This window comes from Pseudovibrio ascidiaceicola, from assembly GCF_900114245.1.
GTDB lineage: Bacteria > Pseudomonadota > Alphaproteobacteria > Rhizobiales > Stappiaceae > Pseudovibrio > Pseudovibrio ascidiaceicola.
This window is the reverse complement of sequence record NZ_FOSK01000006.1, coordinates 18,244-44,079: the sequence shown is the minus strand read 5'-3', so window position 1 is coordinate 44,079 and position 25,836 is coordinate 18,244. Positions and strand designations below refer to the sequence as shown.

General features: G+C 51.6%; 23 protein-coding genes. 4 read left to right on the top strand and 19 right to left on the bottom strand.

From position 1 onward, the window contains the following. Positions 1-42: 42 nt before the first annotated feature. Together BM231_RS12435 and BM231_RS12430 are read left to right on the top strand one after the other, a co-directional pair. Entirely contained in the window at positions 43-1,473 is a 1,431-nt protein-coding gene (locus tag BM231_RS12435; RefSeq protein WP_093519825.1) for an amino acid permease, read from the top strand. Further along, positions 1,473-2,912, top strand: a complete 1,440-nt coding sequence (locus BM231_RS12430) for an APC family permease (RefSeq protein ID WP_093519823.1) — start codon at positions 1,473-1,475, stop codon at positions 2,910-2,912. The genes BM231_RS12435 and BM231_RS12430 overlap by 1 nt, the downstream gene beginning before the upstream one ends. A gap of 63 nt (positions 2,913-2,975) precedes the next feature. Here the strand turns inward: BM231_RS12430 and BM231_RS12425 are convergent, their stop codons facing one another. From BM231_RS12425 to BM231_RS12415, 3 genes are all read right to left on the bottom strand, one after another. Beyond that, entirely contained in the window at positions 2,976-3,653 is a 678-nt protein-coding gene (locus BM231_RS12425) for a carbonic anhydrase (protein ID WP_063313017.1), read from the bottom strand. 148 nt (positions 3,654-3,801) lie between these two features. Then, the gene (locus BM231_RS12420) at positions 3,802-4,185 is read right to left on the bottom strand and encodes a RidA family protein (protein WP_093519821.1); all 384 of its coding nucleotides are present in this window, start codon (positions 4,183-4,185) and stop codon (positions 3,802-3,804) included. Positions 4,186-4,293: 108 nt separating this feature from the next. Continuing rightward, on the bottom strand, positions 4,294-4,485 hold the full coding sequence (locus BM231_RS12415) for a hypothetical protein (protein WP_093519819.1): 192 nt from the start codon (positions 4,483-4,485) through the stop codon (positions 4,294-4,296). A 531-nt stretch (positions 4,486-5,016) separates the two neighbouring features. Here BM231_RS12415 and BM231_RS12410 point away from each other — a divergent pair. Continuing rightward, a complete protein-coding gene (locus tag BM231_RS12410; protein WP_093519817.1) occupies positions 5,017-6,099 on the top strand; it encodes a MaoC family dehydratase in 1,083 nt (360 codons plus the stop codon). A 139-nt stretch (positions 6,100-6,238) separates the two neighbouring features. Here the strand turns inward: BM231_RS12410 and BM231_RS12405 are convergent, their stop codons facing one another. The 14 genes from BM231_RS12405 to BM231_RS12340 all read right to left on the bottom strand — a co-directional run bounded on the left by BM231_RS12405 (position 6,239) and on the right by BM231_RS12340 (position 23,405). Continuing rightward, positions 6,239-7,615: a methyl-accepting chemotaxis protein gene (locus tag BM231_RS12405; RefSeq protein WP_093519815.1), complete on the bottom strand. Its 1,377-nt coding sequence runs from the start codon at positions 7,613-7,615 to the stop codon at positions 6,239-6,241. Between the two features lie 348 nt (positions 7,616-7,963). After that, positions 7,964-9,610 carry a U32 family peptidase gene (locus BM231_RS12400; protein ID WP_093519813.1) on the bottom strand — a complete coding sequence of 549 codons (1,647 nt, stop codon included), beginning with the start codon at positions 9,608-9,610 and terminating at the stop codon, positions 7,964-7,966. A 331-nt stretch (positions 9,611-9,941) separates the two neighbouring features. Continuing rightward, positions 9,942-10,874, bottom strand: coding sequence for a LysR substrate-binding domain-containing protein (locus BM231_RS12395; protein ID WP_063291799.1), 933 nt, complete (start codon positions 10,872-10,874; stop codon positions 9,942-9,944). A 346-nt stretch (positions 10,875-11,220) separates the two neighbouring features. Then, positions 11,221-12,405 carry a citrate/2-methylcitrate synthase gene (locus BM231_RS12390; protein WP_093519811.1) on the bottom strand — a complete coding sequence of 395 codons (1,185 nt, stop codon included), beginning with the start codon at positions 12,403-12,405 and terminating at the stop codon, positions 11,221-11,223. An 81-nt stretch (positions 12,406-12,486) separates the two neighbouring features. Further along, complete coding sequence (locus tag BM231_RS12385) at positions 12,487-13,500, bottom strand: DctP family TRAP transporter solute-binding subunit (protein WP_093519809.1); 1,014 nt, start codon at positions 13,498-13,500, stop codon at positions 12,487-12,489. Between the two features lie 156 nt (positions 13,501-13,656). Further along, positions 13,657-15,057, bottom strand: coding sequence for a TRAP transporter large permease (locus tag BM231_RS12380; RefSeq protein WP_057460816.1), 1,401 nt, complete (start codon positions 15,055-15,057; stop codon positions 13,657-13,659). A 5-nt stretch (positions 15,058-15,062) separates the two neighbouring features. Then, entirely contained in the window at positions 15,063-15,695 is a 633-nt protein-coding gene (locus tag BM231_RS12375; RefSeq protein ID WP_063290431.1) for a TRAP transporter small permease, read from the bottom strand. A gap of 121 nt (positions 15,696-15,816) precedes the next feature. Then, positions 15,817-16,818 (bottom strand): DctP family TRAP transporter solute-binding subunit, encoded by a 1,002-nt coding sequence (locus tag BM231_RS12370; protein WP_093519807.1) that lies wholly within the window; start codon positions 16,816-16,818, stop codon positions 15,817-15,819. Between the two features lie 179 nt (positions 16,819-16,997). Continuing rightward, complete coding sequence (locus BM231_RS12365; protein ID WP_093519805.1) at positions 16,998-18,365, bottom strand: sigma-54-dependent transcriptional regulator; 1,368 nt, start codon at positions 18,363-18,365, stop codon at positions 16,998-17,000. A gap of 1 nt (position 18,366) precedes the next feature. Further along, positions 18,367-20,196, bottom strand: a complete 1,830-nt coding sequence (locus tag BM231_RS12360) for a sensor histidine kinase (RefSeq protein WP_093519803.1) — start codon at positions 20,194-20,196, stop codon at positions 18,367-18,369. Positions 20,197-20,284: 88 nt separating this feature from the next. After that, entirely contained in the window at positions 20,285-21,352 is a 1,068-nt protein-coding gene (modC, locus tag BM231_RS12355) for a molybdenum ABC transporter ATP-binding protein (RefSeq protein ID WP_093519801.1), read from the bottom strand. Then, complete coding sequence (modB, locus tag BM231_RS12350) at positions 21,345-22,049, bottom strand: molybdate ABC transporter permease subunit (protein WP_093519799.1); 705 nt, start codon at positions 22,047-22,049, stop codon at positions 21,345-21,347. The genes modC and modB overlap by 8 nt, the downstream gene beginning before the upstream one ends. Further along, a complete protein-coding gene (modA, locus tag BM231_RS12345; protein ID WP_093519797.1) occupies positions 22,046-22,831 on the bottom strand; it encodes a molybdate ABC transporter substrate-binding protein in 786 nt (261 codons plus the stop codon). The genes modB and modA overlap by 4 nt, the downstream gene beginning before the upstream one ends. 109 nt (positions 22,832-22,940) lie before the next feature. After that, the gene (locus BM231_RS12340; protein ID WP_208860313.1) at positions 22,941-23,405 is read right to left on the bottom strand and encodes an SRPBCC family protein; all 465 of its coding nucleotides are present in this window, start codon (positions 23,403-23,405) and stop codon (positions 22,941-22,943) included. Positions 23,406-23,509: 104 nt separating this feature from the next. On the opposite strand from BM231_RS12340, the gene BM231_RS12335 reads away from it, so the two are divergent. After that, entirely contained in the window at positions 23,510-24,196 is a 687-nt protein-coding gene (locus tag BM231_RS12335) for a helix-turn-helix transcriptional regulator (protein ID WP_093519795.1), read from the top strand. A 16-nt stretch (positions 24,197-24,212) separates the two neighbouring features. On the opposite strand, the gene BM231_RS12330 is transcribed toward BM231_RS12335, so the two are convergent. After that, the gene (locus tag BM231_RS12330) at positions 24,213-25,100 is read right to left on the bottom strand and encodes an NAD(P)/FAD-dependent oxidoreductase (RefSeq protein ID WP_093519793.1); all 888 of its coding nucleotides are present in this window, start codon (positions 25,098-25,100) and stop codon (positions 24,213-24,215) included. 131 nt (positions 25,101-25,231) lie between these two features. Continuing rightward, the gene (locus BM231_RS12325; RefSeq protein WP_093520228.1) at positions 25,232-25,720 is read right to left on the bottom strand and encodes a RidA family protein; all 489 of its coding nucleotides are present in this window, start codon (positions 25,718-25,720) and stop codon (positions 25,232-25,234) included. Between the last annotated feature and the right edge of the window lie 116 nt (positions 25,721-25,836).

Here is a 25,836-nt window from a genome sequence, read left to right as displayed (position 1 = left end):
TCAATTTAAAGTTTAGAGCATCAAAGACTATGCCGGTGGCCCATGCAGCAGGAAAAACCGCCCAGCGCTGAACACAAAATCGCATTCATCCCCTTGGTGCTGATCACCACAGCGCTGTTCATGACCCTGCGCAACATGCCAATGATGGCAGAGACCGGTATGCAAATGGTCCTGCTCAACGCCATCACAGTGTTTGCTTTTCTCATTCCAACAGCATTAATTTCAGCAGAACTTGCAACAGGCTGGCCCCAGAACGGCGTATTCCATTGGGTCGAAGCAGCTTTCGGCACGCCCATCGGCTTCGTGGCTGTATTTCTGCAATGGATCCAGTCCATCTTCGGCGTCACATCAATCGTCGCCTATGCCACCGCAACACTCACGTATGCCTTTGATCCGGAACTGGGCTCAAATCGCTACTACATCACCTTCTCGGTGCTCGCCGTCTCTTTGGCTGCAACACTGATCAATTTCAGAGGAACAGAAACCTCAGAGAAAATCTCGGGTTATGCGGTCTCCGTCGGCGTCTTTTTTCCCTCTGCCTTGCTGATCCTCTTTGGCATCTATTACTTGATCTCTGGCGAACCAATCGCCCTCAACACATCCACTACAGTCACAAACTGGGTTCCTTCACTATCAGATACCACCAGCCTCGTCTTCTTCATGAGCTTCGTCTTTGGCTTTGTCGGCATCGAAGTTTCCGCATGTCATGCAAACGAAGTTGAAAACCCGCAAAAGAATTATCCCCGTGCGATCTTCACAGCAGCAATCGCAGGCTTTGTCATTACCCTTGCGGGTGGGCTTGCGGTCTCACTCATCCTCGAAAAAGGCAATATCTCCAACATCAACGGAGCCCTTCAGGCTTTTTCCGCTTATCTGAACGCCTATGGCCTTTCCATTCTCACGCCCTTCATTGCCTTGCTGGTTGCCGTGGGCGCTGCCGGTCAGGTCAGCACCTGGATTGTCGGTCCCGTGAAAGGGATGTGGGCCGCTGGCAGAAAAGGCCTGCTGTCTGCACGCTTTGCGAAAGCCAACAAAAACAACGTCCCCACAGCACTCCTGATCCTGCAGGCATCGCTCATTTCATTAATTGCCCTGAGCTTCATTCTCTTCGAGGACGTCAACTTGGTATTCCTCGTTCTCACCTCAACAGCAGTACTACTCTATTCGCTGATGTACCTGCTGATGTTCATAGCAGCCATCCGCTTGCGCTATACTCATCCGCATATCCCTCGCCCTTACAGAGTCCCCGGAGGTAATTGGGGCATCTGGCTGCTCGGCATCATCGGCATGCTGACGGCCATAAGCTGCTTTGCGATTGGCTTCATTCCTCCGCCAGCCCTGCCATTCTCATTAGAGAGCTTTGAAGGTCTTATGGTGGTGGCTGTTGTTCTGGCTCTGCTGATTCCGCTTAGCATCTGGTTCCTACGCCGCAAGCAGATCTTGCATTCCCCCAAAAGTAAGGGGCAAGAGTGATGGGCAAAACACCACGCAACCAGCCAAAGCACCACATCACCCTTTGGCACCTGGTGTTTATGACCACAGCCCTCTTCATGACCATGCTGAACATGCCACTCATGGCACAAACCGGCATGAAGATCCTGTTCTTCAACACAGCAGTGATCCTCTGTTACATCCTGCCTGTAGCCCTCATTTCAGCTGAACTAGCAACAGGTTGGCCCAAACATGGTGTTTACACCTGGGTGCAGGAAGCCTTCGGCGCTCCCTTCGGGTTCATGGCAGTCTTCTTACAGTGGTTTCAGGCCATTTTCGCCATGGTCGCAACCGTAGCCTACACCACTGCAGCCCTCGCGTTTGTGTTTGACAGGCCTCTTGATGAAAACCCATGGCTCATGTTCACGGGAGTCATCATCATCTACTGGGGCGCAACCTTCGCAAATTTCAAAGGCACAAGAATTACAAAACGCATTGCCAGCGTCTGCCTACTGGCAGGAACGATCTTCCCATCTCTCACCATGATTACATTGGGCCTGCTCTACGTCTCAGGCCCTGCTCAACCCGCTATTGATGTCAGCCTCACCACCGCCAATATCATCCCCTGCCTCTCTCAAACCTCAACCTTGTTCCTCTTCCTAAGTTTCCTCTTCGGCTTCATCGGTATGGAAGTTTCAGCGGGCCACGCAACAGAAGTTCAGAACGTTCGACGCACTTATCCAATCGCAATCCTCATCGCAGCACTGATTGGCTTTTCAATTTCTCTTCTGGGTGGTTTGACAATTGCCATGATCATTCCGGTAACGGAGATCTCAAACACGCTTGGGGTCCTGCAAACCTTCACAATACTGCTGGATCACTATGGCGTTCCGAACATCTTACCCATTGCAGCCATGTTCATCGCTGTTGGTGCCGCCGGGCAAGTTAGCACTTGGATTGCAGGACCAGTGAAAAGCCTCGCAGTCGCAGGCCGCGATGGCATGCTACCCAAATTCCTGCATGGCTCAAACACTCACGATATGCCAGTGCCACTCATGTTGGTGCAGGCCACCATCGCGACACTCATAGCAACCGCTTTCCTGCTTCACGTAAAGACCAACGAGGTCTTCTTGTACCTCACCTCAACAGCGGTACTGCTTTACTCCGTCATGTACTTAATGCTCTACAGCACCGCAATCCGGCTGCGCTACAAACACCCAAATGTTCCGCGGACCTATAAGGTCCCGTTCGGCAACTGGGGCATCTGGGTGTTGGGCAGCATCGGCTTCAGTATCTCACTCATCGCGTTCATCATAGGTTTCCGACCTCCAGACGAACCCGACTTCCCGGCAACAACTTATCTGGCAATCATTATCCCAGGCGTGTTCCTCACACTCAGTATTCCGTTCATTCTCTGGAAGGTCCGCCACCCCAATTGGAAGTCCCGCAAACAAGTAAAAAAGCCGCGCCCTACACCATAGAACGCGACTCTCTAAAACTCTATCGAACCAACACTTTGATTGGCTCTATTCCTCTAAAGAAGTTTAGTCCTCAGCTTCCTGCTCTTTCAACCGCGCACGCAGATCCTGTGCATCTTCAAAGAGTTCGGTTTCTTTATTCATAACCCGCAAAGAACCGGAACCAATATCAAACCAAGCACCATGGATATCCAGATTCCCCTGAGTGACAAGCTTTTCAATAAACGGGAATGTCATAAGGTTCTTCAGGCTCTGGCGAATACCGGCATATTCCAACGCAAGCTGAGGATCCTCATTTTTGTCAACCGGAGTACAAGCCAGCGTGATTGCAGCCGGTTCCAACATCTTGATCCACGGCCCGACAAACTGACCAGTCTTGCTGAGCTTGCCATTACTTTCGCGGAAAGCTTGAACACCACCACATTTGCAATGCCCCAGCACGACAAGATGTTTCACCTTCAGGCCAGTCACAGCGTACTCAAGCGCTGCGCTGGTACCGTGCGTACCGCCGCCTTGAATAAACGGAGGCACAAGGTTCGCCACGTTGCGAACCACAAACAGCTCACCCGGTTGCGCATGGAAGATACCTTCAGGAGTAACCCGGCTGTCACAGCAGGAAATCACCATTACTTCAGGTTCTTGACCATAGATGGCGAGGTTTTGATATTCCTCTTCAAACTGGCGATAAATCCGCTCTTTATAAAGGCCGTATCCAGTCAGCAGTTCTTTCGGAAAATCAGTCATGCGTCGCCATCTCGTTAGTGTCGGTATTGTCTGCCTATATAGCTAAGACAAACGATCTTTCAACTGGCGAAAAGACCAGAAACTTAAAAGTCTTCCCGCGTACATCTCCACAATGTACCTTGCCTGTCTCTCGAAAGACAAAACCTAATTAGCTTCTTCGAGCCATGACTTCTATCTCAACCTTCATCTCTTCCTTGATGAGGGCACAGATAACCATGGTCGCTGCAGGACGGATTTCACCAAAATACTCACCAAGTACGGCAAAAACCGCCTCCACGTTACTCCGGTCAGTCACATAATAGCGCGCACGAACCACATCCTTGAGCGAGCATCCAGCTTCGCCAAGCGCACTTTTGATTGTTTCCAGCGCATTAACGACCTGTGCGCCCACATCCTCTGGCATCTGCATCGTCGAATAATCATATCCGGTCGTACCAGCAACATGGACAAAGTCACCATCTACAACTGCACGAGAATATCCAGCCGTCTTTTCAAAGGGTGATCCTGAAGAAATTAAGGTTCTCTCCGACATAACAACCTCCCTCAACTACAACCCAACATGCCACGGTAAACCACCAGCAGCATTCATTACTTGCAGGATACGACCGGGACAGCTCAGATCAATTGAGAAATTGGCGCCTTATTCCTGACTACTTGATGAGAAAAAGCAGCTCAACCCAAGCGCAGTCCATAACGCAATGCCAATCCAGTACATCAGCGGGTCTGCTGTTCTGTAGATGACATCATAAAGAAGCGTGTATCCCGCGTAGAGATCCCACGCGACCCACGCTAGCAAAACAACACCAACAATCCGCCAGAAAAAGCTCACCATGGGCGAAAACCTCCTGCCACTCATAGTAACGCTTTGATCTTGAAGAAAAACCTACGGTTTTAAGGGGCAAACAGTGAACAACACAGCTCAGTCACCCAAAGTGAATCAGACGACATTTGCTAACATTTTTACTGATTCGCTTGCACAATCCTACAATTTCAACGTCAGGATGTAGGTTTAGCTAAAAACACGACACAATTACCTAATCATATTCTATATTTAATTTGCTCATTCCTACTGATTCTGAGATATAAAGGGTCTCAAACGGACAGAAAGCTTGCTTGTTTCTCTCGAGTATTTTTGTCGATCATCTGAAGCACGGATTGCGGCAACCACCACATTATCCGTCAACCTATTGAATTTGTTCAATTAAACAAGTCAATTGGACAACCAAGGAAAATACAAGGGCACAAGAAAAAAGATCAAAAGCGACACATACTATGCGAAGTGTCAACCTTCTAAGGTGTTGCTTGATAACTAAAAATACTTCTTATTCAATGCCTGCCGTGTTGTTGTTGGGGGACTACATACATGACGTTAACTGCGGTTAAGACAAAAACGTCTTGCGGTAACTTTTTTGAAGATTTTCACGTGGGCCAGGTCATAAGACATGGAACACCAAAGACAATAAATGAAGGAGATACAGCTCTTTATACTGCATTATACGGATCTCGATTTGCGGTACAGTCGGGAACTGCTTTTGCAGAGGAAATTGGATACCCGTATTACCCACTGGATGACCTACTAGTCTTCCATGTGGTCTTCGGCAAAACAGTGGGAGATATTTCACTGAATGCCGTCGCTAATCTGGGCTATTCTGACTGCCGTTTCCTGATGCCTGTCTATGCCGGAGATACGCTCTCCGCTACGTCAGAAGTCATCGGGCTGAAAGAAAATTCAAACGGCAAAACCGGTGTTGTTTACGTGCGCTCTACTGGCTATCGCCACAAAGAGCCAGGGAATCCTGAAAAAGTTCTGGAATACACCCGCTGGGTCATGGTGAAGAAGCGTGATGAAAACGCATCTGCGCCAGAAACCACCCTGCCGGATCTGCTAGACGGAATTTCCGATGACTGCCTGGGGCAAGCCGTTCCAGAGCTTTCCATAGACAATTGGGACTTTGACCTATCTGGTTCACCATTCCGCTTCGATGACTACGAAGTGGGTGAAAAGATCGACCATGTCGACGGTATGACCGTAGAAGAAGCTGAACACCAGCTCGCAACGCGTCTTTACCAGAACACAGCGAAGGTCCACTTCAATCATCATAGCGAGAAAAACAGCCGCTTTGGCAAACGCCTGATCTACGGCGGCCATGTCATCTCGCTTGCACGTGCTTTGTCGTTCAACGGACTAGGCAATGCTTTCCATATCACAGGCATAAATGCAGGACGCCACGTTGCACCGCTCTTCGCGGGTGACACCGTTTACGCATGGTCTGAGGTTCTGGACAAAAAACGGATTGAAGGCAGAAACGATATCGCAGCACTGCGCCTGCGACTCGTGGCAACAAAAGATCTCATTTGCGGAAATTTCCCATACAAGAATAAAGAAGGGAAATACGAAGACGGCGTAATCCTTGATCTGGATTACTGGGTCGTCATCCCGGTTTGATCTTCAACGTATCCTTGAAGAGCTAAGGTCTCTAAAGGATGCGACAAAACGATAGAAATAAAACAACACAAAAAGAAAGCCCGGCGCACCATGTGCCCGGGCTTTTCTGATTTTCAATCAGCTCAAAGAATACACCTCATCACCTCATCAACAACTCGTCCAGATGGCGAAGCACCTCGACTGAAGCGGCTTCCATGCGCTTGTAGGCAGCATCTGCGCCTGCATGGTCTGCTATTCCTAGGAGGCGTGCGCATTCTTTGCCTTGCTCATGAACTTCGGCATGAACGGGCAACAGTTTCTTAAATGCCAGACTATCTCGCACACGAGCATCATCCACCTTGTCATACCACTTACCAAGACGGCACTGATGATGGTCCGATAGCTCACTCACCTGCAAATGACTGAGGCCAACTGACATTTCCGCAAGGTGCTTCTTCCAGATGATGTGGTCAGCCTTCGCGCGGTGCAGAATGAAGTTCGGCACGCCTCGTTTATCAAACTCGGTGAACTGCTCTTCAACGATGGACTCAGATTGAGCAACCGTCTGGATCACATGCTCAATCCGCTCATTTACATCGCGAGCATGCCCTGCAATTGCGTGGACACCGCGATTGATTTCGCTGGTAGCCTCTTCCTGCTGCGTCAGTTGGCGCGCAATCTCCCGCATCTGCGTACTCGCCACACCTACATCGCGCAGCACCTCGGAAATCAGGCTCTCCGCATTCTGTGAGTTATCTATACTTTTGCCGACCAGAGACTGTGCATCACTCACGGCTGAGTTCACATCATTCACGTGAGCCTGCAAGGTCTCAATGCGGCAGCGAATATCATCCGTTGCCTGCTGTGTTTGGCCTGAAAGATCCTTCACCTCAGAAGCCACAACAGCAAACCCCTTGCCCGCCTCGCCAGCACGCGCCGCTTCAATCGTCGCATTCAGCGCCAGCAGATTTGTTTGCTTGGCCAGCCCCTCAATCGTACCAACAAATGTGCCAATCTGAACAGCAGCTGCGGTTAACTCATTTGCAGCAGCAATCATGCTTTCAAAGAACCGACCAATATGCTGGCTGGCATCTGCGGATTCTCGGGTCGCGGTTTCGCCCTGCTGCATGGCTTCATTGGCAGATTCCACCGCATCAGCAGCTCCTTGAGCGCTGGAGGCAATCTCAGAGAAGGAAACGTTCAGCTCTTCAACACCGGTCGCAATTGTTTGAGCCCCTTCATCCGCTTTGCGGATATGCCAAGTGATTTGGGAAATTGCAGCCATAGATTCACTGGCTTGCAGAGAATACTCTACTGTCTGACCAAGGGTACGCTCATCCTGATCATCAAGTTTCTGCTTTAGCGCTTCAAAGCGCTCGTAGAGATCTCTAGAAACTCCTTCAACCTCAGGAAGTGGACGGTCTTCCATCAAAGCCGACAGAAGTGCATCAATCCCTTCGCGGTTGATGCCGCCCACATCTGCCTGATGTGATTCCTGAGCTTTAGGCGCGGTCTTCAACATTCCGGACCAGTTCATCTTGAATTACCTTCTAAACTGCACATCCAGTGCAGATAATTCCCTAGCCGCTAAGCTCTCACCACCACAACCTAGCTGTGCCGCCAGAGACCAAGCAAGTAAGATCAGCGTATTTACGTACCCCATAAAAAGTCATTCAAAACAACAAGATAAACTATCCCAACGTCACGCTCATACACTTGAATGACTCATGCTTAAAACATACATAAATTATTACTAATAATAGTTAAACATCTCAATAAACATGACTTTTTCTTTGAAGTTCAGTGAGTTGAGGCAAAATTCAGGCAAAACAAAAGCCCCGGTCTTTTGGACCAGGGCTTTGAATGCATCAATTCAGCTAAGCTATCAGCTGACTTCGTGCTTCAACGCATTACGCGCCAGCATCACACCCTGCTTTTTAGTCTTCAGAATCTCGCGAGCCTTCTCAAACTTCGGATCTTCCCAGAAAATCATGCAACCATTACAGCCACGACCACAACAACCTTCCAAGCCAAGACGAGGAGATTTTGGTTTACGATCCTGACTTCCCTCAGCAATCGCATCAATCAATCGATCGCGCTGGCTCTCATACTTGTTCTGCTGCGCATTCGTCGCTTCACCATGCGCTTCAATACGCTCTGCAGTCCGGTCCAGCTTCAGGCGGCTCCACTGCTCTGGTGTCAACGGACGCTCTTTACGCACCACAGTGTTCACCGGGAAGCGATCCTTAAAGTCCGCTGCATCGTCTTTGTCGAACAAGGAGAACGGGATTCGCACCAGCGGTTGCTTGCCAGCGTGTACTTCCTGCGTAATCTCACCAGACTTCGCATTTTCAAACTCATAGATACGCAGCAAGACACTGTCGTCAGACAGGGGTTGTAGGAATTCCAGCACTTCCCCGGCAACGATCTTGTTCTTCACTTTCATGTAGAACGCTTCGTCAGTCACCTTCTCAACAATGCCGGCAAACTCCCACTCACCAATAGAGTGTGTGTCTTCATAGTTATGAGCGTAGTTGTTCAAACGGCCTTCATGGAACGCAGTGGTGTAGCCACGGTTGGCAACACTATACATCTCATCCATGTACTTCTGCGGGTTCCAGTTCTCAGGGTCACGATAGTAGTCATCAATCGCCATGCGGTAGGCACGTGCAACAACCGCAACGTAGTACATGGACTTGCCGCGCCCTTCGATCTTCAGAGAATCCACGCCAATACGCAGGAAGTCATTCAGCTTCGGCATCAGACACAGGTCTTTGGAGTTCAGAATGTAAGAACCACGACCATCTTCCAGAATTGGCATTAACTCGCCAGGGCGGCACCCCTCTTCCAGCAAGAACTCAAACATGTCCATGTTGTCTTCGTTCAGCTCAAGCTCGTTGATCGTGCCATCTTTCATGCGCATGCGCACTTTGTAATTCCAACGACAGGAGTTTGCACAGTTCCCCTGGTTCGCGCCACGCTCTGCCATAAAGTTTGAAAGCAGGCAGCGACCAGAATAGGTCATGCACATCGCACCATGAACAAACGCTTCCAGACGGATGTCTGGGCACTTCTCACGAATTTCAGAAAGCTCAGGAAAGGACACTTCACGCGCCAACACAACCAGATCAGCGCCCTGCTCTTTCCAGAAATCAACCGAAAGCCACGAACAAACGTTCGCCTGCGTGGAAATATGCAGCGGCACATTTGGCAGCTCTTTACGCATAAACTGGAATACACCCGGATCAGCAATGATCAATCCATCCGGATTAATATCGCGAATGGTCTCAGCATATTCCTTCAGTTTAGGAACGTCTTTGTTATGAGAAAACAGGTTCAGCGTCAGATAAACACGCTTGCCATGCTTATGCGCAAATTCAATCCCCTCAACAACCTGCTCAAGCGTAAACTCTGCCTTCGTACGCAGGGACATATCTGGCGTACCAAGGTAGATAGCATCTGCTCCATAAAGCACAGCAATCTTTAGCTTCTGAAGGTTGCCCGCAGGCATCAGGAGTTCTGAAGTTCTCATAGTGGCGACCAAATTCTCTGGTGTTTTCTAATGCTCTGTTGTCGAGCTATTGACCAGCGCCTCGGCAGTGTCTTTGGGAAAAAGCAAAAGGGCGCGTATTTAGGGGTGCTTCTAAGGGATTTCATCAAGGATGAACAGAACAATTTTGTCTCACCCAGTTTGATGGGTTACAGCAATTCCATCGCTCAGCAACACACCACTCCAATAAATCCGTATAACTATGCTTACAAAGAAATGGGCAGATACCTAAGTACCCACCCAAATCATAAGAACACTCATGTAAGCTGACGGTTAATTGCCCCCGCCGTCAGCTACAAACAGCAACACTCGCTTAATCGACGAGCGCAGCCACTGGTTCATAAGCTTCTTCATCTACGAAATCGTAGCGCAACTGATTTTCAAACCAATCACGGAAGCTGCGAATTTTTGGCTCAGCTCCACGCTTCTCACGCCACATCAGCTTATGTTCACGACCATCCCGCTGATATTCAGGGAAGATCGGCACAAGGCGTCCGGCGGTTTCAGCTTCGGCACTCAGCAGATTGGACTCTAGAACAATGCCGAACCCCTTTTCGGCAGCGTCAAGAGAAAGAGCCGCATTCTCAAACACCATCATCTCGTTGACGATCGGGTTTGGAACACCAGCTTCAGATAGCCATGTCTCCCAGGAAACCGTGGCACCTTCACTGCGAATAATCGGCAGTTTAAGCAACTCATTCGGCTTTTTCGGGTAGCCAAGATTGTCCAGCAGTTCAGGTGAAATCAGCGGACGAAATTTCTCGCGTCCCAAAGAGATCTCCTGAAACTCTTCTGGAGTATTGGACTGGCGTGTGAAGACAAGGTCATAAAGCCCGCCTTCAATATTCTGATCAGAGCCACTGCTGGAAACAGTCACCGTGATCTCTGAATTATGCGCAGTAAAAGAGCGAAGGCGGCGCAGCAGCCAATTGCTGGCGAAGCTTGAGGAACAATGGATACTCAAGGTATCTCTGTTCCCGACGGCCTCAATAGTGCGCGTCGCAGTCGAGATTCTGTCAAATGCCTCGGCAATCTCCGAGGCATATCGATAGGCCGCTGCAGTCGGGAAAACCGCTCTGGAACGGCGCTCAAACAGCTCCAATCCCAGGTGATCTTCCAGCGCTTTGAGCCGGTGACTGACCGCACTAGCGGTAATTGCTAGCTTTTGGGCCGCCGAAACCAAACTCCCAGTTTCCATAACTGCACGAAACGCGACCAAAGCATTCAAAGGGGGCAAACGATTCATGAAATGCCTTATTCTTGATAGAGTGAGAGATACAACCAATATTCCGATTAATGATGTAGACGTAACATAGCGCCTCCCCAATTTGAACACCCTCAAATCAACTAGGTCACGTCAAAAATTATGTAAAAGAGCACATTTCCACAATAGATAACACCACACATGAACTACTCAATTATTGATAATCTACGGAATACTTTTAGGTATACAGACAAAATAATCGATATAAATTTCATTACAGAGAAAGAACATAACATTATCAATTTTACGCTAGGAGATCATAGAATAGCTCCTAGATACACGCCTAGGTTAAAGATCAAAAAAATTAACTATTCAACTGACGCCTGCTTTAGGTCGGACGAATACCAACATATGCAGCACGCGGACGTATTTGTTCTTGCATTTGATACTGTTCGAGCGCTTGAGCAATCCAGCCGCTAATTCTTGAAATACAAAACAAAATTCCTGCAGAATTTTTTGGTAAGCCCAAAATCTGCTCCAAAAGTGCTAGTGGAAAATCCACATTCATGTGCTTTCCGAAAAGCTCACGAGATCTTTCCAGCAACGGTGGGATCAGTTCAACAAGCGGGTGATCCAGCTCACTTTGCATGAGTTTGTCTAATAGAAATTCGCCCCTCGGATCAGGCCCGCCGTATACGGAATGCCCAAGTCCCGGCAGATATTCTCCGTTCATACATCGCTCTTGCAACACCTTCTCTATATCGTCAACTACATGAATATGCTTCAGCCAACTCAGCACACGCTCTGCGTTTGTTCCATGTCTGGGGCCCATAAACGCCCCAAGTCCGGAAACAAGAACAGCATGCAGCGGCGCCCGAGTCGAAGCAGCACATCTCACCGCATATGCGCTGGTATTGAGCTCATGGTCCGCACACAAAACAAGCGTTGCACGGATCAGATCGATGGCCTTTTCATTCTTCACACCCCATGCCTGCGCAATCTGTCTGTGCATCGGCTCAGTGCTCGGCGCTTGCATCAGCAACGCACTTGCTGCAAGGCGAATGAGGCTAGCCCCTTTCCGCTTGAGCAGCTCCTGAGACAATGTGTAGGCGGCGCTGTCTTGCTCCGGCCAGGAACAGAGAGTCACAATAGCTCGCTCAACTGGCCGCCGGTGCCCGTTCACCACCTCGACGGCATCTGGAGCAGGTTGAGCAAATGGATCATTCTCACAATCCCACAACAGCGTGGCCACACTCTCAAGCGTCCCAGCCTTCGCGAGTTCCAATGCAGATTGACCACGGTAATAATGCCCTTCATCTGTCAAAAGCGTCAGCTTGGTCTCAAGCACGCCCTTGGCAGCAGCACTACGCGATTGCCCTTCTCGCTCCTCAGGACCTTCTCCAGCCCGGCGACTTCTCAGGAAGCGAATGTCTGAAGCATCATAAAGCCGCGTCCGCCCCGGCCCCTGAACAGAGCGGATCAGCCCGCGGCTTACATAAGCGTAGAGCGTGGCCGGACGTACGCCCAACTCATTGGCAGCTTCTTTGGCAGAAAGATAAATAACTTCAGACATCGCACACCTATCACATGATCAACATTGATCATACGAAATAGACGTATTCACGCAATAGCTTTCAGATTGATTAGAAGTCCATCAGTTGTTCTTGGTCACATTAGCTGCTTCTGCGGCGTCAATCAGATCCTTGCCGATCTCATCTTCAAACTCGCCCCATACAGGCCGCATCACATCCGACCATTGTTGCCGCTGTTCCGGCGTCAGCTCACGGACGGTGTAACCCGCATCAACAATCCGCTGCCGGTTCTCTTCGCTCGTCTTTGCAGCTTGCCCGTTGGCCTTAACCAGCGTTTCCCGGAAGATAGTCAAAAACTGCTCCCGCAAATCAGGCTCCAGGCTTTCCAACCACTCCTTAGGTGCAAACACAACATAAGCCAGCAGCTGATGATTGGTTTCAGTAATCCCGTCCTGAACCTCAAAGAACCGTGACGTGAAAATATTGGACCAGCTATTCTCCTGCCCATCAACAACTCCCAACTGTAAAGCCCCGTAAACCTCTTTGAACGCAAGCTTCTGCGCACTCGCCCCCATCGCCTCAATCATCGCAACTGCCACATCAGAGTTTTGTACCCGAAACTTCAGCCCTGCCCCGTCAGAAGGCACGAGCAGCGGCTTATCAGCAGAAAAGTGCTTTAATCCATCAAAAAGGTACCCAAGCCCAACAACCCCAAAATCAGACATGACACCAAGCAATTCCTGTCCTTTTTCACTGGCAGTAAATCGCTGCACCGCGTCCATATCCTCAAACAGGAAAGGCAGGTCAAAAAGCCGGTACTTGTTGGTGTACACTTCCAGTTTTGAAAGAGAGGGCGCAGCCAATTGCACATCGCCCAGTATCAGGGCTTCCATCACCTTCTCATCATCATAAAGCTGGGAAAAGGGAAACACCTGCATACATGCCCGGCCATTCATCTCAGTATTCACCCGCTCTGCCAACATGCGCGCAAAATCCCCTTTGGGATGCCCTCTCGGTGGCACAACATGGCTGAACTTGATGACGACTTCACCAAGCTTACAATCAATCTGGGCAAATGCAGGTGCGGCAAAAACAATGCCCAGAGCGAGAATTACGGCAGTAAATGCTCTCCTCATCAGCTCCTCACGGCAACATTAGGGTACCCGCCCATTATCGCAGTTTACCCCCAAAATCCGCCTAAGCTATTGCGGCGCATTTGCCTCGAATAAGCAGCAACAAAAAAGCCGGAGCAGATGCCCCGGCTTTTCAAAACATATCTTGGTTCCAGCAAACTATCTGACGATAACCTCTGGCCCCATCATATAGGTCGGTAGCGCCGTGGAAAGCCATGGCAAGTACGTGACCAATACGAGGAATACCAGTAGAACCATCACGAACGGCGCAGCTGCGCGCACCACCTGCACCAGGCTCATGCCCGTTATGCCCGAGGTCACAAACAGGTTAAGCCCGATCGGCGGTGTGATCATGCCAATCTCCATGTTCACCACCATGATGATACCCAAGTGAATTGGATCAACGCCCAGCTCCACAGCAATCGGGAACACCACAGGTGCCACAATCAACAGCAGACCGGATGGTTCCATGAACTGACCACCAATCAGCAGGATTATGTTGACGGCAATCAGGAAGGTGAACCAGTTGAAACCCGCACCTAACATCCAGTCGGTAATGACCTGCGGGATACGCTCAGCAGTGAGTGTGTGAGCAAAGAGCAGCGCATTCACGATGATGAACATCAGCATGATCGTGGTCTTACTGCTCTCAACCAGCACTTTGCGTGTATCCCGGTGGAAAAAGGCAGGGAAGAAGTAAAGAACACTCAATCCAATGTTACGGACGATTGCCTCAAGCAGTCCTTCACCCGATTTACGCCATTTCTTGTCCTTCAACGGCCCCATGTCACGATAGATAAACAGAGCAATCAGACATGCATAAACAGCAGCAACAGCAGCAGCTTCTGTTGGCGTAAACACACCTGCGTAAATGCCGCCAAGGATGATCACGATCAGGAACATACCAAACGCAGCTTCAGCAAACGTAGACCACAGCACCCGAATGCTTGGGAAAGGCTGAGCTGGCAGATTTTTCTTACGCGCGATGATGTAGATCGTCACCATCAGCATCAAACCAGCCACAATGCCCGGAATAACACCGGCCAGGAACATGCGCCCAACAGAAACGTTGGTTGCAGCTGCATAAACAACCATCACGATGGAAGGCGGGATCAGAATACCCAGTGTACCAGCATTAGCGATGATACCTGCAGCAAACTCCTTAGAGTATCCAGCCTGACGCATCGCAGCAATCGCAATCGTTCCAATCGCAACCACAGTCGCAGGGGAAGAGCCGGAAAGCGCGGCAAAGATCATACAGGCCAGCACGCCGGCCATAGCCAGACCACCACGCACCCAGCCAACTGTCGCAACAGCAAAGTTCACGATACGGCGCGCGACGCCGCCAGTGGACATGAAGCTGGAAGCCAGAATGAAGAACGGGATAGCAAGCAGTGTAAAGTTCTGTGATGCATTGAACATCTGAATAGTTACAGAGCTCATGGAGTCATGAGAGAACAATGCGATGTAGAGAACGGAAGACAAACCAAGCGCAATCGCGATTGGTGCCCCGATAAGAAGCAGCCCAAAGAGCAGCAAAAAGAGAACAGCAGTTTCCATTGGGCTTAGTCCTTCAGCACGTCTTTGTTTTCTTCAACGAGCTCTTCAGCTTCGTGCGCGGCAATCATCGTGTCGCGTTGGCCAGTCAGAATGAACCAGCACATCTGCAGCGACCGGAAAGCCAGAAGGGCAAGACCGATTGGCAAGATGACATAGCCCCACCACCGTGGAACACGCTCTTTCACGCCAAACATCTCCTGATACCACTCAGGAAACTTCAGATCTTCCATGCCAATTGGAAGCTTGTAGTACTTGGCAACGTAGTCGAATGCACCGCCGGAAGAACCACGGTTATCAAGCCCGAGCAACCAGCCAAACCAGTCTGCATCAAACAGCAGCGCCGCATAAAGCAGCGTCACCAGCGCACCAATCAACCCGAAGGTGCGGAAAACCGGTTTAGGGAACAAGCGGATGAAAGCATCAACGCCAAGGTGCGAGCCAATTTTCAGGCCGTAGCTCATGCCGAAGAGAATAAGCCATGCAAACAGCACGCGGGTGAACTGTAGCGCGCCACCCCAACCCGAGTTAAAGCCGTACCGCATGACGACCTGCCAGAAGGTGACCAACGTCATCACCGCAAGGATGGTGGCGATAAACCCTTCTTCGAAAGCATCTATTATTTTATTTAGTCGAGACAAAGCGCCCTCCCCCAATAGCACTCTCATTTCTCAGTGTGTTGCGGCACGGAGAAAGAAACCATTGTGGTTTTTCAGGGTCCGCCCGGCCAATGGCCGGGCAGACTTATCAAAATGTATTGGATTAGTTGTTTGCTGCGACAGCAGCGTCGATCACATCCTGACCGATGTCATCAGCAAACTTGCCCCATACAGGCTTCATAACGTCAACCCACTGCTGACGCTGCTCAGGTGTCAAAGTACGAACTTCTACACCAGCTTCAATGATCTTCTGCTTGTTAGCTTCGTTGATAGCGGAAGAGCGAGCATTCGCATCGTTGGTCACTTCGGTGAAGATAGTGATGAACTGATCGCGAACTTCTGGATCAAGGCTATCAAGCCATTCCTGAGAGGTCACAGCAAGGTAAGACAGCAGCTGGTGGCTGGTTTCTGTAATACCGTCCTGAACTTCAAAGAACTTCTTGGTGTAGATGTTGGACCAGGTGTTTTCCTGACCATCAACAACGCCGGTCTGCAGTGCGCCGTATACTTCTTTAAACGCAAGCTTCTGTGCGTTTGCTTCCATCGCTTCAATCATCGCAACAGCAACGTCGGAGGTCTGAACGCGGAACTTCAGGCCAGCAGCATCAGCAGGTGACAACAGCGGCTTGTTAGCGGAGAAGTGCTTGATGCCGTTGTAAACGTAGCCGAGGCCAACAAAGCCGATGTCAGACATCGCGCCCAGCAGTTCCTGACCCTTTTCCCCTTGCGTAAAGTTGTTCACTGCATCCATGTCGGAGAACAGGAACGGAAGGTCGAACACACGATACTTGAGTGTGTAAGCTTCGAACTTAGCAAGAGAAGGCGCAGCGATCTGAACGTCGCCGAGCAGCAGAGCTTCCATCACTTTGTCATCATCAAACAGCTGGGAGCTTGGGAAAACCTGCATACAGGCTTTGCCATTCATCTCATTGTTGATGCGCTCTGCCAATGCAGTCGCGAAGTCACCCTTTGGGTGGCCGGTAGCAGACACAACGTGACTGAACTTGATAACAACTTCACCCGGATCACACGCTTCAGCAGCAACAGCCTGAGTAGCGGTGAACATGCCAGCTGCAACTGTGGCAGCAGTAATAATCTTCTTCATAGTATCCTCCCAGATGGAACGGAGCGAAGCCCCTCGCGATACTAAAAGCAATCTGCGTGCCAGTTTTAATACTAATAGTATTTTCAGCTACTTACGGATATCTACCTAATCATTCAAATTGCATTTGTTACGAATAAGTAACATTGACTACTCAAAAATGTGTCGAATTCGACACATCTTCATTCACCAATCTCGTCCTTACCAAGCCCGTACTTCTTCATCTTCTCATAAAGCGCCTTACGGGAAACGGAGAGGGCCTCGTATGTCGGCTTGATCTTGCCGTCGTTCTTCTCAAGCTCGACAGCAATAATATCGCGTTCATAGGTACTTACGCGCTCAGCCAGAGTACCGCTCTGCGGACCCGAAACGACAACCGCCGCGCCAGCTGCCTTTGGCTGACCTTCCAACCCCAGCACAAACCGGTCTGCCACATTGCGCAGTTCGCGTACATTTCCCGGCCACTCACGCTGCATCAGTTCACCGAGAAACTCCCGTGAAATCTCCGGCACTTCTTTCCGATAGCGCGCCCGCGCACCCCGCGTCAGATAGTGGAACAGCACCGGAATATCTTCCAAGCGTTCCCGCAGAGGCGGAATAGCCAGTGTAATCACGTTAAGGCGATAAAACAGATCCTTCCGGAACCGCCCTTCGTTAGAGGCTGCCTCTAAATCTTCCTTGGTTGCAGCCACAAAACGCAGATCCAGCGGAATGGACTTGTTTGACCCGAGCCGCTCAATCGTTCGCGTCTCGAACACCCGCAGCAGCTTTACCTGCAAGTCCAGTGGCATGGACTCAATCTCATCCAGAAACACCGTCCCGCCATGTGCATGTTCCAGCTTGCCAATACGCAGACCACTTGCACCAGTAAATGCGCCTTTCTCATGCCCAAACAGCTCGCTCTCGATGATATCTGCAGGCAGGGCGCCACAGTTCAGCGCTACAAATGGCCCGTCTTTGCGCAGGCCTTCTTCATGCAAAGCACGCGCGACGACCTCTTTACCAGAACCAGTCTCACCCAGAATAAGCACATCCGCATCCGTGCCAGACAGCGCGGTAATCGTACTCCGCAGCTCTTCCATGGACGGTGATTTGCCAACAATGCGCTCTTCCAGACCAGAGAGCTTGCCCAGTTCTTCACGCAGCACGCGGTTTTCCAGTGTCAAACGGCGTTTTTCCAGCCCGCGCTCAACAACGGCAACCAGCCCGCTAACCGGAAACGGCTTCTCTTTAAAATCATAGGCCCCGGCCCGCATGGCTTCCACTGCCAGCGGCACGTCACCATGGCCCGTAATCAGCACCACAGGCAAAGCACTATCGATCTCAAAAGCAGCTTTCATCAGATCAAAGCCACCCATCTTGGGCATACGGATATCGCTGACCAGAACACCATAGAACTCATGCGTGATGTGCTCGAGCGCTTCTTCAGCACGAGAAAACGACACCACGTGATAGTCAGCCAGTTCCAGCCCTTCCACCAGCGCCTCACGCATATCCTCATCATCATCGACAAGAAGAATGGTGGCTTTATCGATTGCCCATACGTCCATACTAAACTTCTTCTTCCTCAAGATCGCCGGAAGTCTCCGAGGCATCCTTCAGCACAATCACAAAACATGCACCACCAAGCTCAGATTGCTCATAGCGCAGCTGCCCTTCAAGATCCTCGATTATCTTATAGGCAATGGAAAGGCCAAGCCCCAATCCTTCACCCACATCCTTTGTAGTGAAGAACGGGTCGAAAATGCTCGCAACAACATCCTCTGGCACACCGGGGCCGTTGTCCTCAAAGCGGATAATCACTTGCTGCTCATGGTGAGCAACCGAAATCCGGATACACGGCTCAACTTGCACCTTCATGGCATCCAGCGCATTGCTCATCAGGTTCATCAGCACCTGCGCAAGACGCACTTGCCCAGCCAGAACCTCAATGGACTTATCGTCCTGCACCACCTCAGTGTGCACGCCCATCTGTTTGCAACGGGGGCCCGTCAGCATCAGCACTTCGCCAACAACGGCAGAAACCTTCACCGGAGTAAGATCACGCCCCGCTTTACGGGTGAAGCCTTTCAGGATTTGGCTGATCGCCGCCATGCGCTCCACCATGGCAACAATCTTGCCTAGGCTCTTCAACGCCCGGTCTGACTTACCGGTCTCAATCAACACCTGCGCATTTTCTGAGTGCGTACGGATCGCGCCCAGTGGCTGGTTAAACTCATGAGACAGCGCAGCAGACATTTCACCCAATGTCGCCAGCTTTGCAGACTGCACCAGACTGGCCTGTGCCTGTTGCAGTCCGGTTTCTGCTGCCTCACGTTCTTTCACTTCCTGCGCCAGCAAAGCATTCATAGTGGAAAGCTCACGGGTACGTTCATGCACGCGCTCTTCCAGCCGCGCCGCATAAACCTTGTCCTGCCGAATACGCTCGAGCAACCGCCGTCGCCGCTCACCCGCCATCCAGAACAATCCACCACTGACAACACACAGCAGCAAAGCCACCAGAGCAGCCCAGATAGACTGCTGACGAACCTGAGAAGTGTCGGCAAACAACACCACTTTCCAGTTCAGCACAGGCAGCTCCTGCTCAATCATCTGGAAGTTGGGCTTATTGAAAGGCGGGCTCAACCGCACAAGCTGGAAATTCAAATCATACCAACGCTGCTCAATCACCCCATTGAGAGTAGCGGACACACGTCCACGTCGCGTCGTACGTTGTGCAAACAACCGTTCACCACGCCAAGTAGATTGGTTAGTGGCAACCACAATGCCATTCTGATCAACAGCAACAAGACGATCCTTGGAAAGTGCCCAGGATTGCTCAACCCCCTCAAGGCTCACACGAACCGCAATAAAGCCGTAGTCCTGCTCCCCTTGCCGAACCGGAGCAATAAACACATAGCTGGCAGGTCCACCACTGCGCGATAGCACCAATTGCCGCCCAAGCCGCCCTTGCCGCGCCGCTTGCAACGCATCCGCATAAGAGGACATGCCCTGCTCTGCCATACTGGCGTTATCAACCAGGTTGGAAGCAACAATCTGGCCATCCGGCTTTTGGAACCAAACTTCCTGCGCACCAGACATACCAGCAATCACCTTGGCAACATTCTGCCCGCGCTCATGTTCATTATTGGCAAGGATCTGCACAATATCAGAGCGCCGCGCCAGCAACGGCGGCAACAAGCGGTACTTATCGAGATACTTCTCAAGCCCAGCGGCCTGCACAGATAAGGTCGCCTGCCCACGCGTTTGCAAGTCAGCCATATAAAACTGGCTGCTCAACTGCATCGCGACCCAGGCAACCACGAGCGCAAATATAGCAAACGTCACCAGTGCAACACTGGAGACCCGCTGCCATCGCTCAGATCTGCTTGTCCTGTTCACGTCGCTTGTCCGATTTAGAATATGGTGGCGATACCTCCCGAGACATCACCAAATGCACTCAATCACGTACGGTGTAACGCGTGTTCGTTCACTGGTCTAGCGCAACACTTTTGATCAAAGCAAATACCTGTTGTCCGGCAACCAGTTGCAACTCATGCACGGAGTGACGCGTCAAACGAGCCCGCAAATGCTGTTCCCCAACCCGGCAATCCACTTCAGCATAAGGGCCAGAGGTCTCCGTAATCCCTTCAATCACAACGGACAGCACATTACGAACGGATGCTTCCTCCGGCGCTTTACGAGCCAGAGCCACATCCTTTGCCTTGATGCGAATGCGGGCATCCTGCCCTACAGTACCCAACTGCCCCGGTAACTGCAGCACCTGCCCTTCCAGGCCAAACTCAGTGATCTGCCACTGCTCATCATAGGTGTTCAGCGTGGCAAACAGCAGGGAACCAGCATCCGGTCCACTCGCCAGTTGCGGCAGCTCCAGATTGCTCAGCATCTGCGCAATTGGCCCATGTGCCACCACAGACCCGGCATCCAGTAGCACCAGCGTATCCGCCAACTGCTCAATCTCACCAAGACTGTGACTCACATACAGCATCGGAATACCGAACTCATTCTTCAACTTCAGAAGATACGGTAGGATCTCCGCTTTACGCGAGGCATCCAGTGACGCCAGCGGCTCATCCAGCACAAGCAGCTGCGGATTGGAAAGCAATGCCCGCCCAATCGCCACACGCTGCTTCTCCCCACCGGAAAGACCATGAGGCCGCCGCTTCAGCAAGTGGGAGATACCCAGCAGCTCTGCAATCTCAGCAAGCCCAACGGCAGATTTCCGCCCCGCCGCCCACTGGCTGTAAAGCAGATTCCGCTCCACATTCATATGCGGAAACAGGCGGGAATCCTGAAACACCATGCCCACCCCGCGCTGCTGAATAGGCACGTTGATGGAAGCAGCCCGGTCAAAAACAACCCGCTCGCCCAGCGCAATACGGCCATTATCCGGAGCGGACAGCCCAGCAATCATGCGGATCAACGAGGATTTGCCAGCCCCTGACTTACCAAAGATCGCCGTGATCCCACTGTTCACCTCAAACTTGGCAGAAAGCGAGAAGTCACCCAACCGGCTGGAGATATCGACGTCAATCATGCTGCCCTCCCAACTTGCGGGAGAGGCGTCGTGAAATCACCTCAGAGAACACCAGCGCACAGATGGAAACCACAATCGCAATCACCGTCAGGCGGATCGCTCCTGCATCACCAGAAAGGCTCTGCATCTCCGTGTAAAGCGCCAGCGACAGCGTGCGCGTCTCACCGGGAATGTTGGAAACAAACGTAATCGTCGCCCCAAACTCACCCATTGCCTTAGCAAACCCAAGGATCGCACCGCTCAGGATACCCGGCAGCGCCAGTGGCAGCGTGATCAGCAGAAAGGTTTTGAGGCGAGACGTTCCCAGCGAATGCGCCGCTTCTTCCAACTGCCCATCAGACAACTCAAAGGAAAGCTTCACCGGACGAATAATCATCGGAAACGCCATGATCCCGGCAGCTAGCGCAGCTCCTGTCCAGCGGAAGGCAAACACAATGCCAAACACATCAGCAAAAAAGCTGCCCAACATACCCTGCCGCCCAAACAGCACCAGCAGCACATAACCCGTCACTACAGGCGGCAGCACAATCGGCAAATGCACCAAGGCATTCACCAGTGTGTATCCGGGAAACTTCCAGCGGGCGAGAGCATAGCCGAGCAGAACCGCAGGCGGCAGCGCAATCGCAATTGCAAGGCTCGCAACCTGCAGCGACAGCTGGATCGCTGCCCATTCTGCATCCGTCAGATAAAAGCTCAATCGCCACTCACTTTGAAACCATGAGCCTGAAAGATCTTGCGCCCCTCAGCACTCTTCAAAAACTCCATAAATCCTTCGCTAGCCTCGGAATGGCCAGAGGTCAAGGCTCCCGGAATAACAATAGCACGATGACTGTCCTGCGGAATTTCCGCAAGCACCCGCACACCATGTTCCACCTTCGCGTCAGAAGAATAGACCAGCGCCAATGGCACTTCACCCCGCGCAGCAGCGGCTAGAGCAACACGCACATTCTCCATGGGAGCCACCTGACGAGCAACATTCTCCCACAAACCGAGGTTGGTCAGCGCTTCTTTGCCATAACGCCCCGCAGGCACCGTCTCCGGCTCTCCCATCGCCAAACGCCCATCCGCTAATGCAGACTGCAAGGCTTCTGCATTCAGCTCAACAGCTTCTGCGCTCTGCACCTCAGAGCCAACCAGCACAAGCCCGTTGGAGGCAAGCTCCACCACGCTGTCATCCACCAGCACACCATTCTTCACGGCATACGCCATCCACGCATCATCCGCTGTCACCAGCACATCAGCCGGCGCACCGGCCACAACGTGGCGGGTGATGGTCTGCGAACCACCGAAGGAGAACTCTGTCTTGGTGTTATGGGATTGATCAAACTGCGCGCCAGCATCTTCCAGCACATCCTTCAGGCTGGAGGCGGCGAACACCAGTATCCGCTCCGGCTCCTGCGCAAACGCACCAGCCCCGCCGCCAACAAACAGCGCAAGGCTTACAACAGCTGCAGAACAAAAACGCCAGAAACCAGTCACAATCAGGATACTCCATTTCGCGAGTCCGACTGGAACTATAAGGACCTAACCCACCCGAACCACTGACTCATATCAAAGCCTGCATGGGTTTCGTCAAGCGTATTCCGCTCTAAGCCGCAATTGCTCTTAGCGCTTTCACCTTTTCAGAAAGGCCTTTCAGGTTCGCATCAAGCACCTTGCCCATCATCATTTTAAGCAGGGTCTGGCCCATCAACCATCCAAGCGGCCCATACTTCATGCGGTAATCCATGCTCCACACCACCAGAGACCGACCTTGGGTGTGTGGCTTTATGCAGATCTCCGCATAAGCCTCATGCAGCGGCATGGAGGGCGCCTCTGACAGCCGAACGCGATATCGGTGATTTGTCTCCCATTCGATCACTTCTTCAACCACGGAGTTACCATCCTCAAAGTGACAGCGCCGCTTGGAGCCAACCCCATCCGGCCCCTCCGTCAGTGCATCAACGGACTTCAACAGCGGAGCAAACTCATCGATCTGCATGAACTTGCCAAGCACATTCCAAATTGCATCCGCGCGGGCATCAATCATCAAAGAACGCTCAAAGTGTATCATCTGGATTTCCTCAGTCTTCGCAAACATCTTGCTTGGTGCTGAACCCTTGATACAGTGGCGCTGCTGACACCGTTGTGGCAGCAGCATGACAGCAGGAGCCCGCAATGCGTCGCACGGAACGCCTTTTCCACATCATCCAGATTTTGCGGTCCAGCCGGTCTCCTGTCACAGGACGCGCTCTCGCAGACGAGCTCGAAATCTCCCTGCGCACATTGTATCGCGACATGGCAGAACTCATGGCCCAGCGCGTGCCCATCACCGGAGAAGCCGGAACAGGCTACGTGCTGGATGATGCTTATGACATGCCGCCATTGATGCTGACTGCTAACGAATTGGAAGCCGCTGCACTGGGCGCCGCATGGGTGGCAACACAGGCAGATCCATCCCTCGCCCGCTCCGCCAGAGATCTGGTCGCCAAACTCTCTGCTGCCATCCCACAAGAGCTGCGCCCAATCATACTGGATGCTGGCGTCAAACCCATCGCAACCAAACCACCTGCCAGCGATCAGTTCGACGGCGTCATCCTGAGACGCGCCATCCGAAGCAGAACCAAACTGCAGCTCATCTACAAAGACCAGAGCGAGCAACTCACCACCCGCATCATCTGGCCTCTGTTCATCGCCTATCTGGATAAGGTCCGCTACATCGTCGCGTGGTGCGAAACCAGAGAGGACTACCGGCATTTCCGCACCGACCGGGTTCACTCTGTGGAAGTTCAAAAAGATAGATACCCCGGACGCCGCGCAGCACTCATCAAAGGCTGGGAACAAACAGTGGTTTCAAAACGATAAGCTTAACTCAGTCGCTCTACATATCCGGATCAATCAAAGACCGATGCACATGCATTCCGGCCCAGACACCGTCCCCCACGGCAAAGGAAACTGAATGCGGAACGCGGGCAACGTCACCACAGGCAAAGACACCACGAACGGTCGTCTCCTTGAACTCGGAAGTCACAAGCTGTTGCCCCATAGGGTGATCCTCCAACGCACACCCAGCCGTCTGAGCAAGCATGCTGGATGGATAGGTGTTGGAAACAACAAAGATCGCAGAAAACGGCAATGTACGGCCATCTTCAAGCACAATATCGGCAGTACCCTCAATACGACTGATCCCGACATCTTCGAGTGTAGCGCCCCTGCGAAGCAGATGTGCTCGTTGCTCCTCCTCCAGTGAAGACGCACCATTCGTGAAAAAGGTCGTTGGTCCCCACTCCGGCATAATCTCAGCCTGATGCAGAGAGACAGGGTTGAAGGCAATAACAGCGATTGGCCCGTCACTCAGCTCATAACCGTGGCAGTATGGGCAATGCAAAACCGATTTGCCCCAGCGCTCTAACAAACCCGGAATATCGGGCAGCTCATCACGAACACCCGTAGCCAACAAAATCCGGTGAGCAGTAGAATCCGCGCCCATATCGGTGCAAACACGAAACATTCCAATCTCACCAGAAATTTCCTGAACCGTCCCCGTATACCAAGTGAGCCCCGGATAGGCATCAAGTTGGTCTCTCGCCTGTTTCCATATGTCATCAGGCCTCATCCCATCCTGCCCCAAAAAACCGTAGGCATGCTCGGCAAAGCGGTTCCGTCGCTCACCTGCATCAATCACCAGAACAGATCTATGAGCACGCAACAATTGTAAGGCAGCGGCCATTCCGGCGTAACTCCCCCCAACCACAATCACATCATGCATCCTCAGGCCTCCTGCTGCTGGCGTTCAGATATTCGTCTCGCTCATCGCGCGCTAAAACACTCCGGCAATGATGCCTCAACTTCTGCAAAGGCATCATTAAACGCAGTAGGCAGGGATTACCCTGCAATGAGCTAAGGAAGAATAACGACTGCTTCCACTTCAAACAGCATAGGATCAATTGCCAGTTTGGGAACAGGAACCAGCGTCTGCGCCGGCAGCGTTTCTCCAAACATCTCCATCACATTCTGGGTCAACACCCCAAGCTTCGACGGATCATGGTCAACCACATAGACGGTAAGCTTGGCAACTTGAGCTGGTGTGGCATCAAGCGCATCAAGCACCTTTTTCAGATTTGCATATGACTGCTTAACCTGTACCGAAAAATCAGGCGAATAAGCGCCTTTGTCATCAGCACCACCTTGCCCGGAAACATAGGCAACCCGTGCGCCAGCTGGCGCTACCACGGACACGCTGTAGCCATGGGCAGACGGATCATAGAGGCTCTGGGGATTGACGATAGTGAGTTTATGCGCAGTTTCAGCAGCTGAAGCAGTGGTTGAAAAAGTTGTAGACATTGCGAGGAGACCTCCGATTACAAAAATAGTCTTTAAGTGCGACATGCCGGTTTCCTTGACCAGTTTCATGGAACTTGATGTGTTAGCTCTGTGCTGCACCTAAATACGAAGGGGCTCCTGACAATTCTTGTCAGCATGGTTATACTCAAACTCAATCATGC

Excerpts from the sequence above, each read along its gene's own strand:
- BM231_RS12385 (WP_093519809.1), bottom strand. The coding sequence starts at position 13,500 with ATGAGGAGAGCATTTACTGCCGTAATTCTCGCTCTGGGCATTGTTTTT.
- BM231_RS12330 (WP_093519793.1), bottom strand. The coding sequence starts at position 25,100 with ATGCATGATGTGATTGTGGTTGGGGGGAGTTACGCCGGAATGGCCGCT.
- BM231_RS12435 (WP_093519825.1), top strand. The coding sequence starts at position 43 with ATGCAGCAGGAAAAACCGCCCAGCGCTGAACACAAAATCGCATTCATC.
- modC (WP_093519801.1), bottom strand. The coding sequence starts at position 21,352 with ATGATTGACGTCGATATCTCCAGCCGGTTGGGTGACTTCTCGCTTTCT.
- BM231_RS12335 (WP_093519795.1), top strand. The coding sequence starts at position 23,510 with ATGCGTCGCACGGAACGCCTTTTCCACATCATCCAGATTTTGCGGTCC.
- BM231_RS12400 (WP_093519813.1), bottom strand. The coding sequence starts at position 9,610 with ATGAGAACTTCAGAACTCCTGATGCCTGCGGGCAACCTTCAGAAGCTA.
- BM231_RS12405 (WP_093519815.1), bottom strand. The coding sequence starts at position 7,615 with ATGAACTGGTCCGGAATGTTGAAGACCGCGCCTAAAGCTCAGGAATCA.
- BM231_RS12425 (WP_063313017.1), bottom strand. The coding sequence starts at position 3,653 with ATGACTGATTTTCCGAAAGAACTGCTGACTGGATACGGCCTTTATAAA.
- BM231_RS12410 (WP_093519817.1), top strand. The coding sequence starts at position 5,017 with ATGACGTTAACTGCGGTTAAGACAAAAACGTCTTGCGGTAACTTTTTT.
- BM231_RS12390 (WP_093519811.1), bottom strand. The coding sequence starts at position 12,405 with ATGTCTGAAGTTATTTATCTTTCTGCCAAAGAAGCTGCCAATGAGTTG.
- BM231_RS12415 (WP_093519819.1), bottom strand. The coding sequence starts at position 4,485 with ATGGTGAGCTTTTTCTGGCGGATTGTTGGTGTTGTTTTGCTAGCGTGG.
- BM231_RS12380 (WP_057460816.1), bottom strand. The coding sequence starts at position 15,057 with ATGGAAACTGCTGTTCTCTTTTTGCTGCTCTTTGGGCTGCTTCTTATC.
- BM231_RS12395 (WP_063291799.1), bottom strand. The coding sequence starts at position 10,874 with ATGAATCGTTTGCCCCCTTTGAATGCTTTGGTCGCGTTTCGTGCAGTT.
- BM231_RS12340 (WP_208860313.1), bottom strand. The coding sequence starts at position 23,405 with ATGATACACTTTGAGCGTTCTTTGATGATTGATGCCCGCGCGGATGCA.
- BM231_RS12370 (WP_093519807.1), bottom strand. The coding sequence starts at position 16,818 with ATGAAGAAGATTATTACTGCTGCCACAGTTGCAGCTGGCATGTTCACC.
- BM231_RS12325 (WP_093520228.1), bottom strand. The coding sequence starts at position 25,720 with ATGTCGCACTTAAAGACTATTTTTGTAATCGGAGGTCTCCTCGCAATG.
- BM231_RS12365 (WP_093519805.1), bottom strand. The coding sequence starts at position 18,365 with ATGGACGTATGGGCAATCGATAAAGCCACCATTCTTCTTGTCGATGAT.
- BM231_RS12430 (WP_093519823.1), top strand. The coding sequence starts at position 1,473 with ATGGGCAAAACACCACGCAACCAGCCAAAGCACCACATCACCCTTTGG.
- BM231_RS12420 (WP_093519821.1), bottom strand. The coding sequence starts at position 4,185 with ATGTCGGAGAGAACCTTAATTTCTTCAGGATCACCCTTTGAAAAGACG.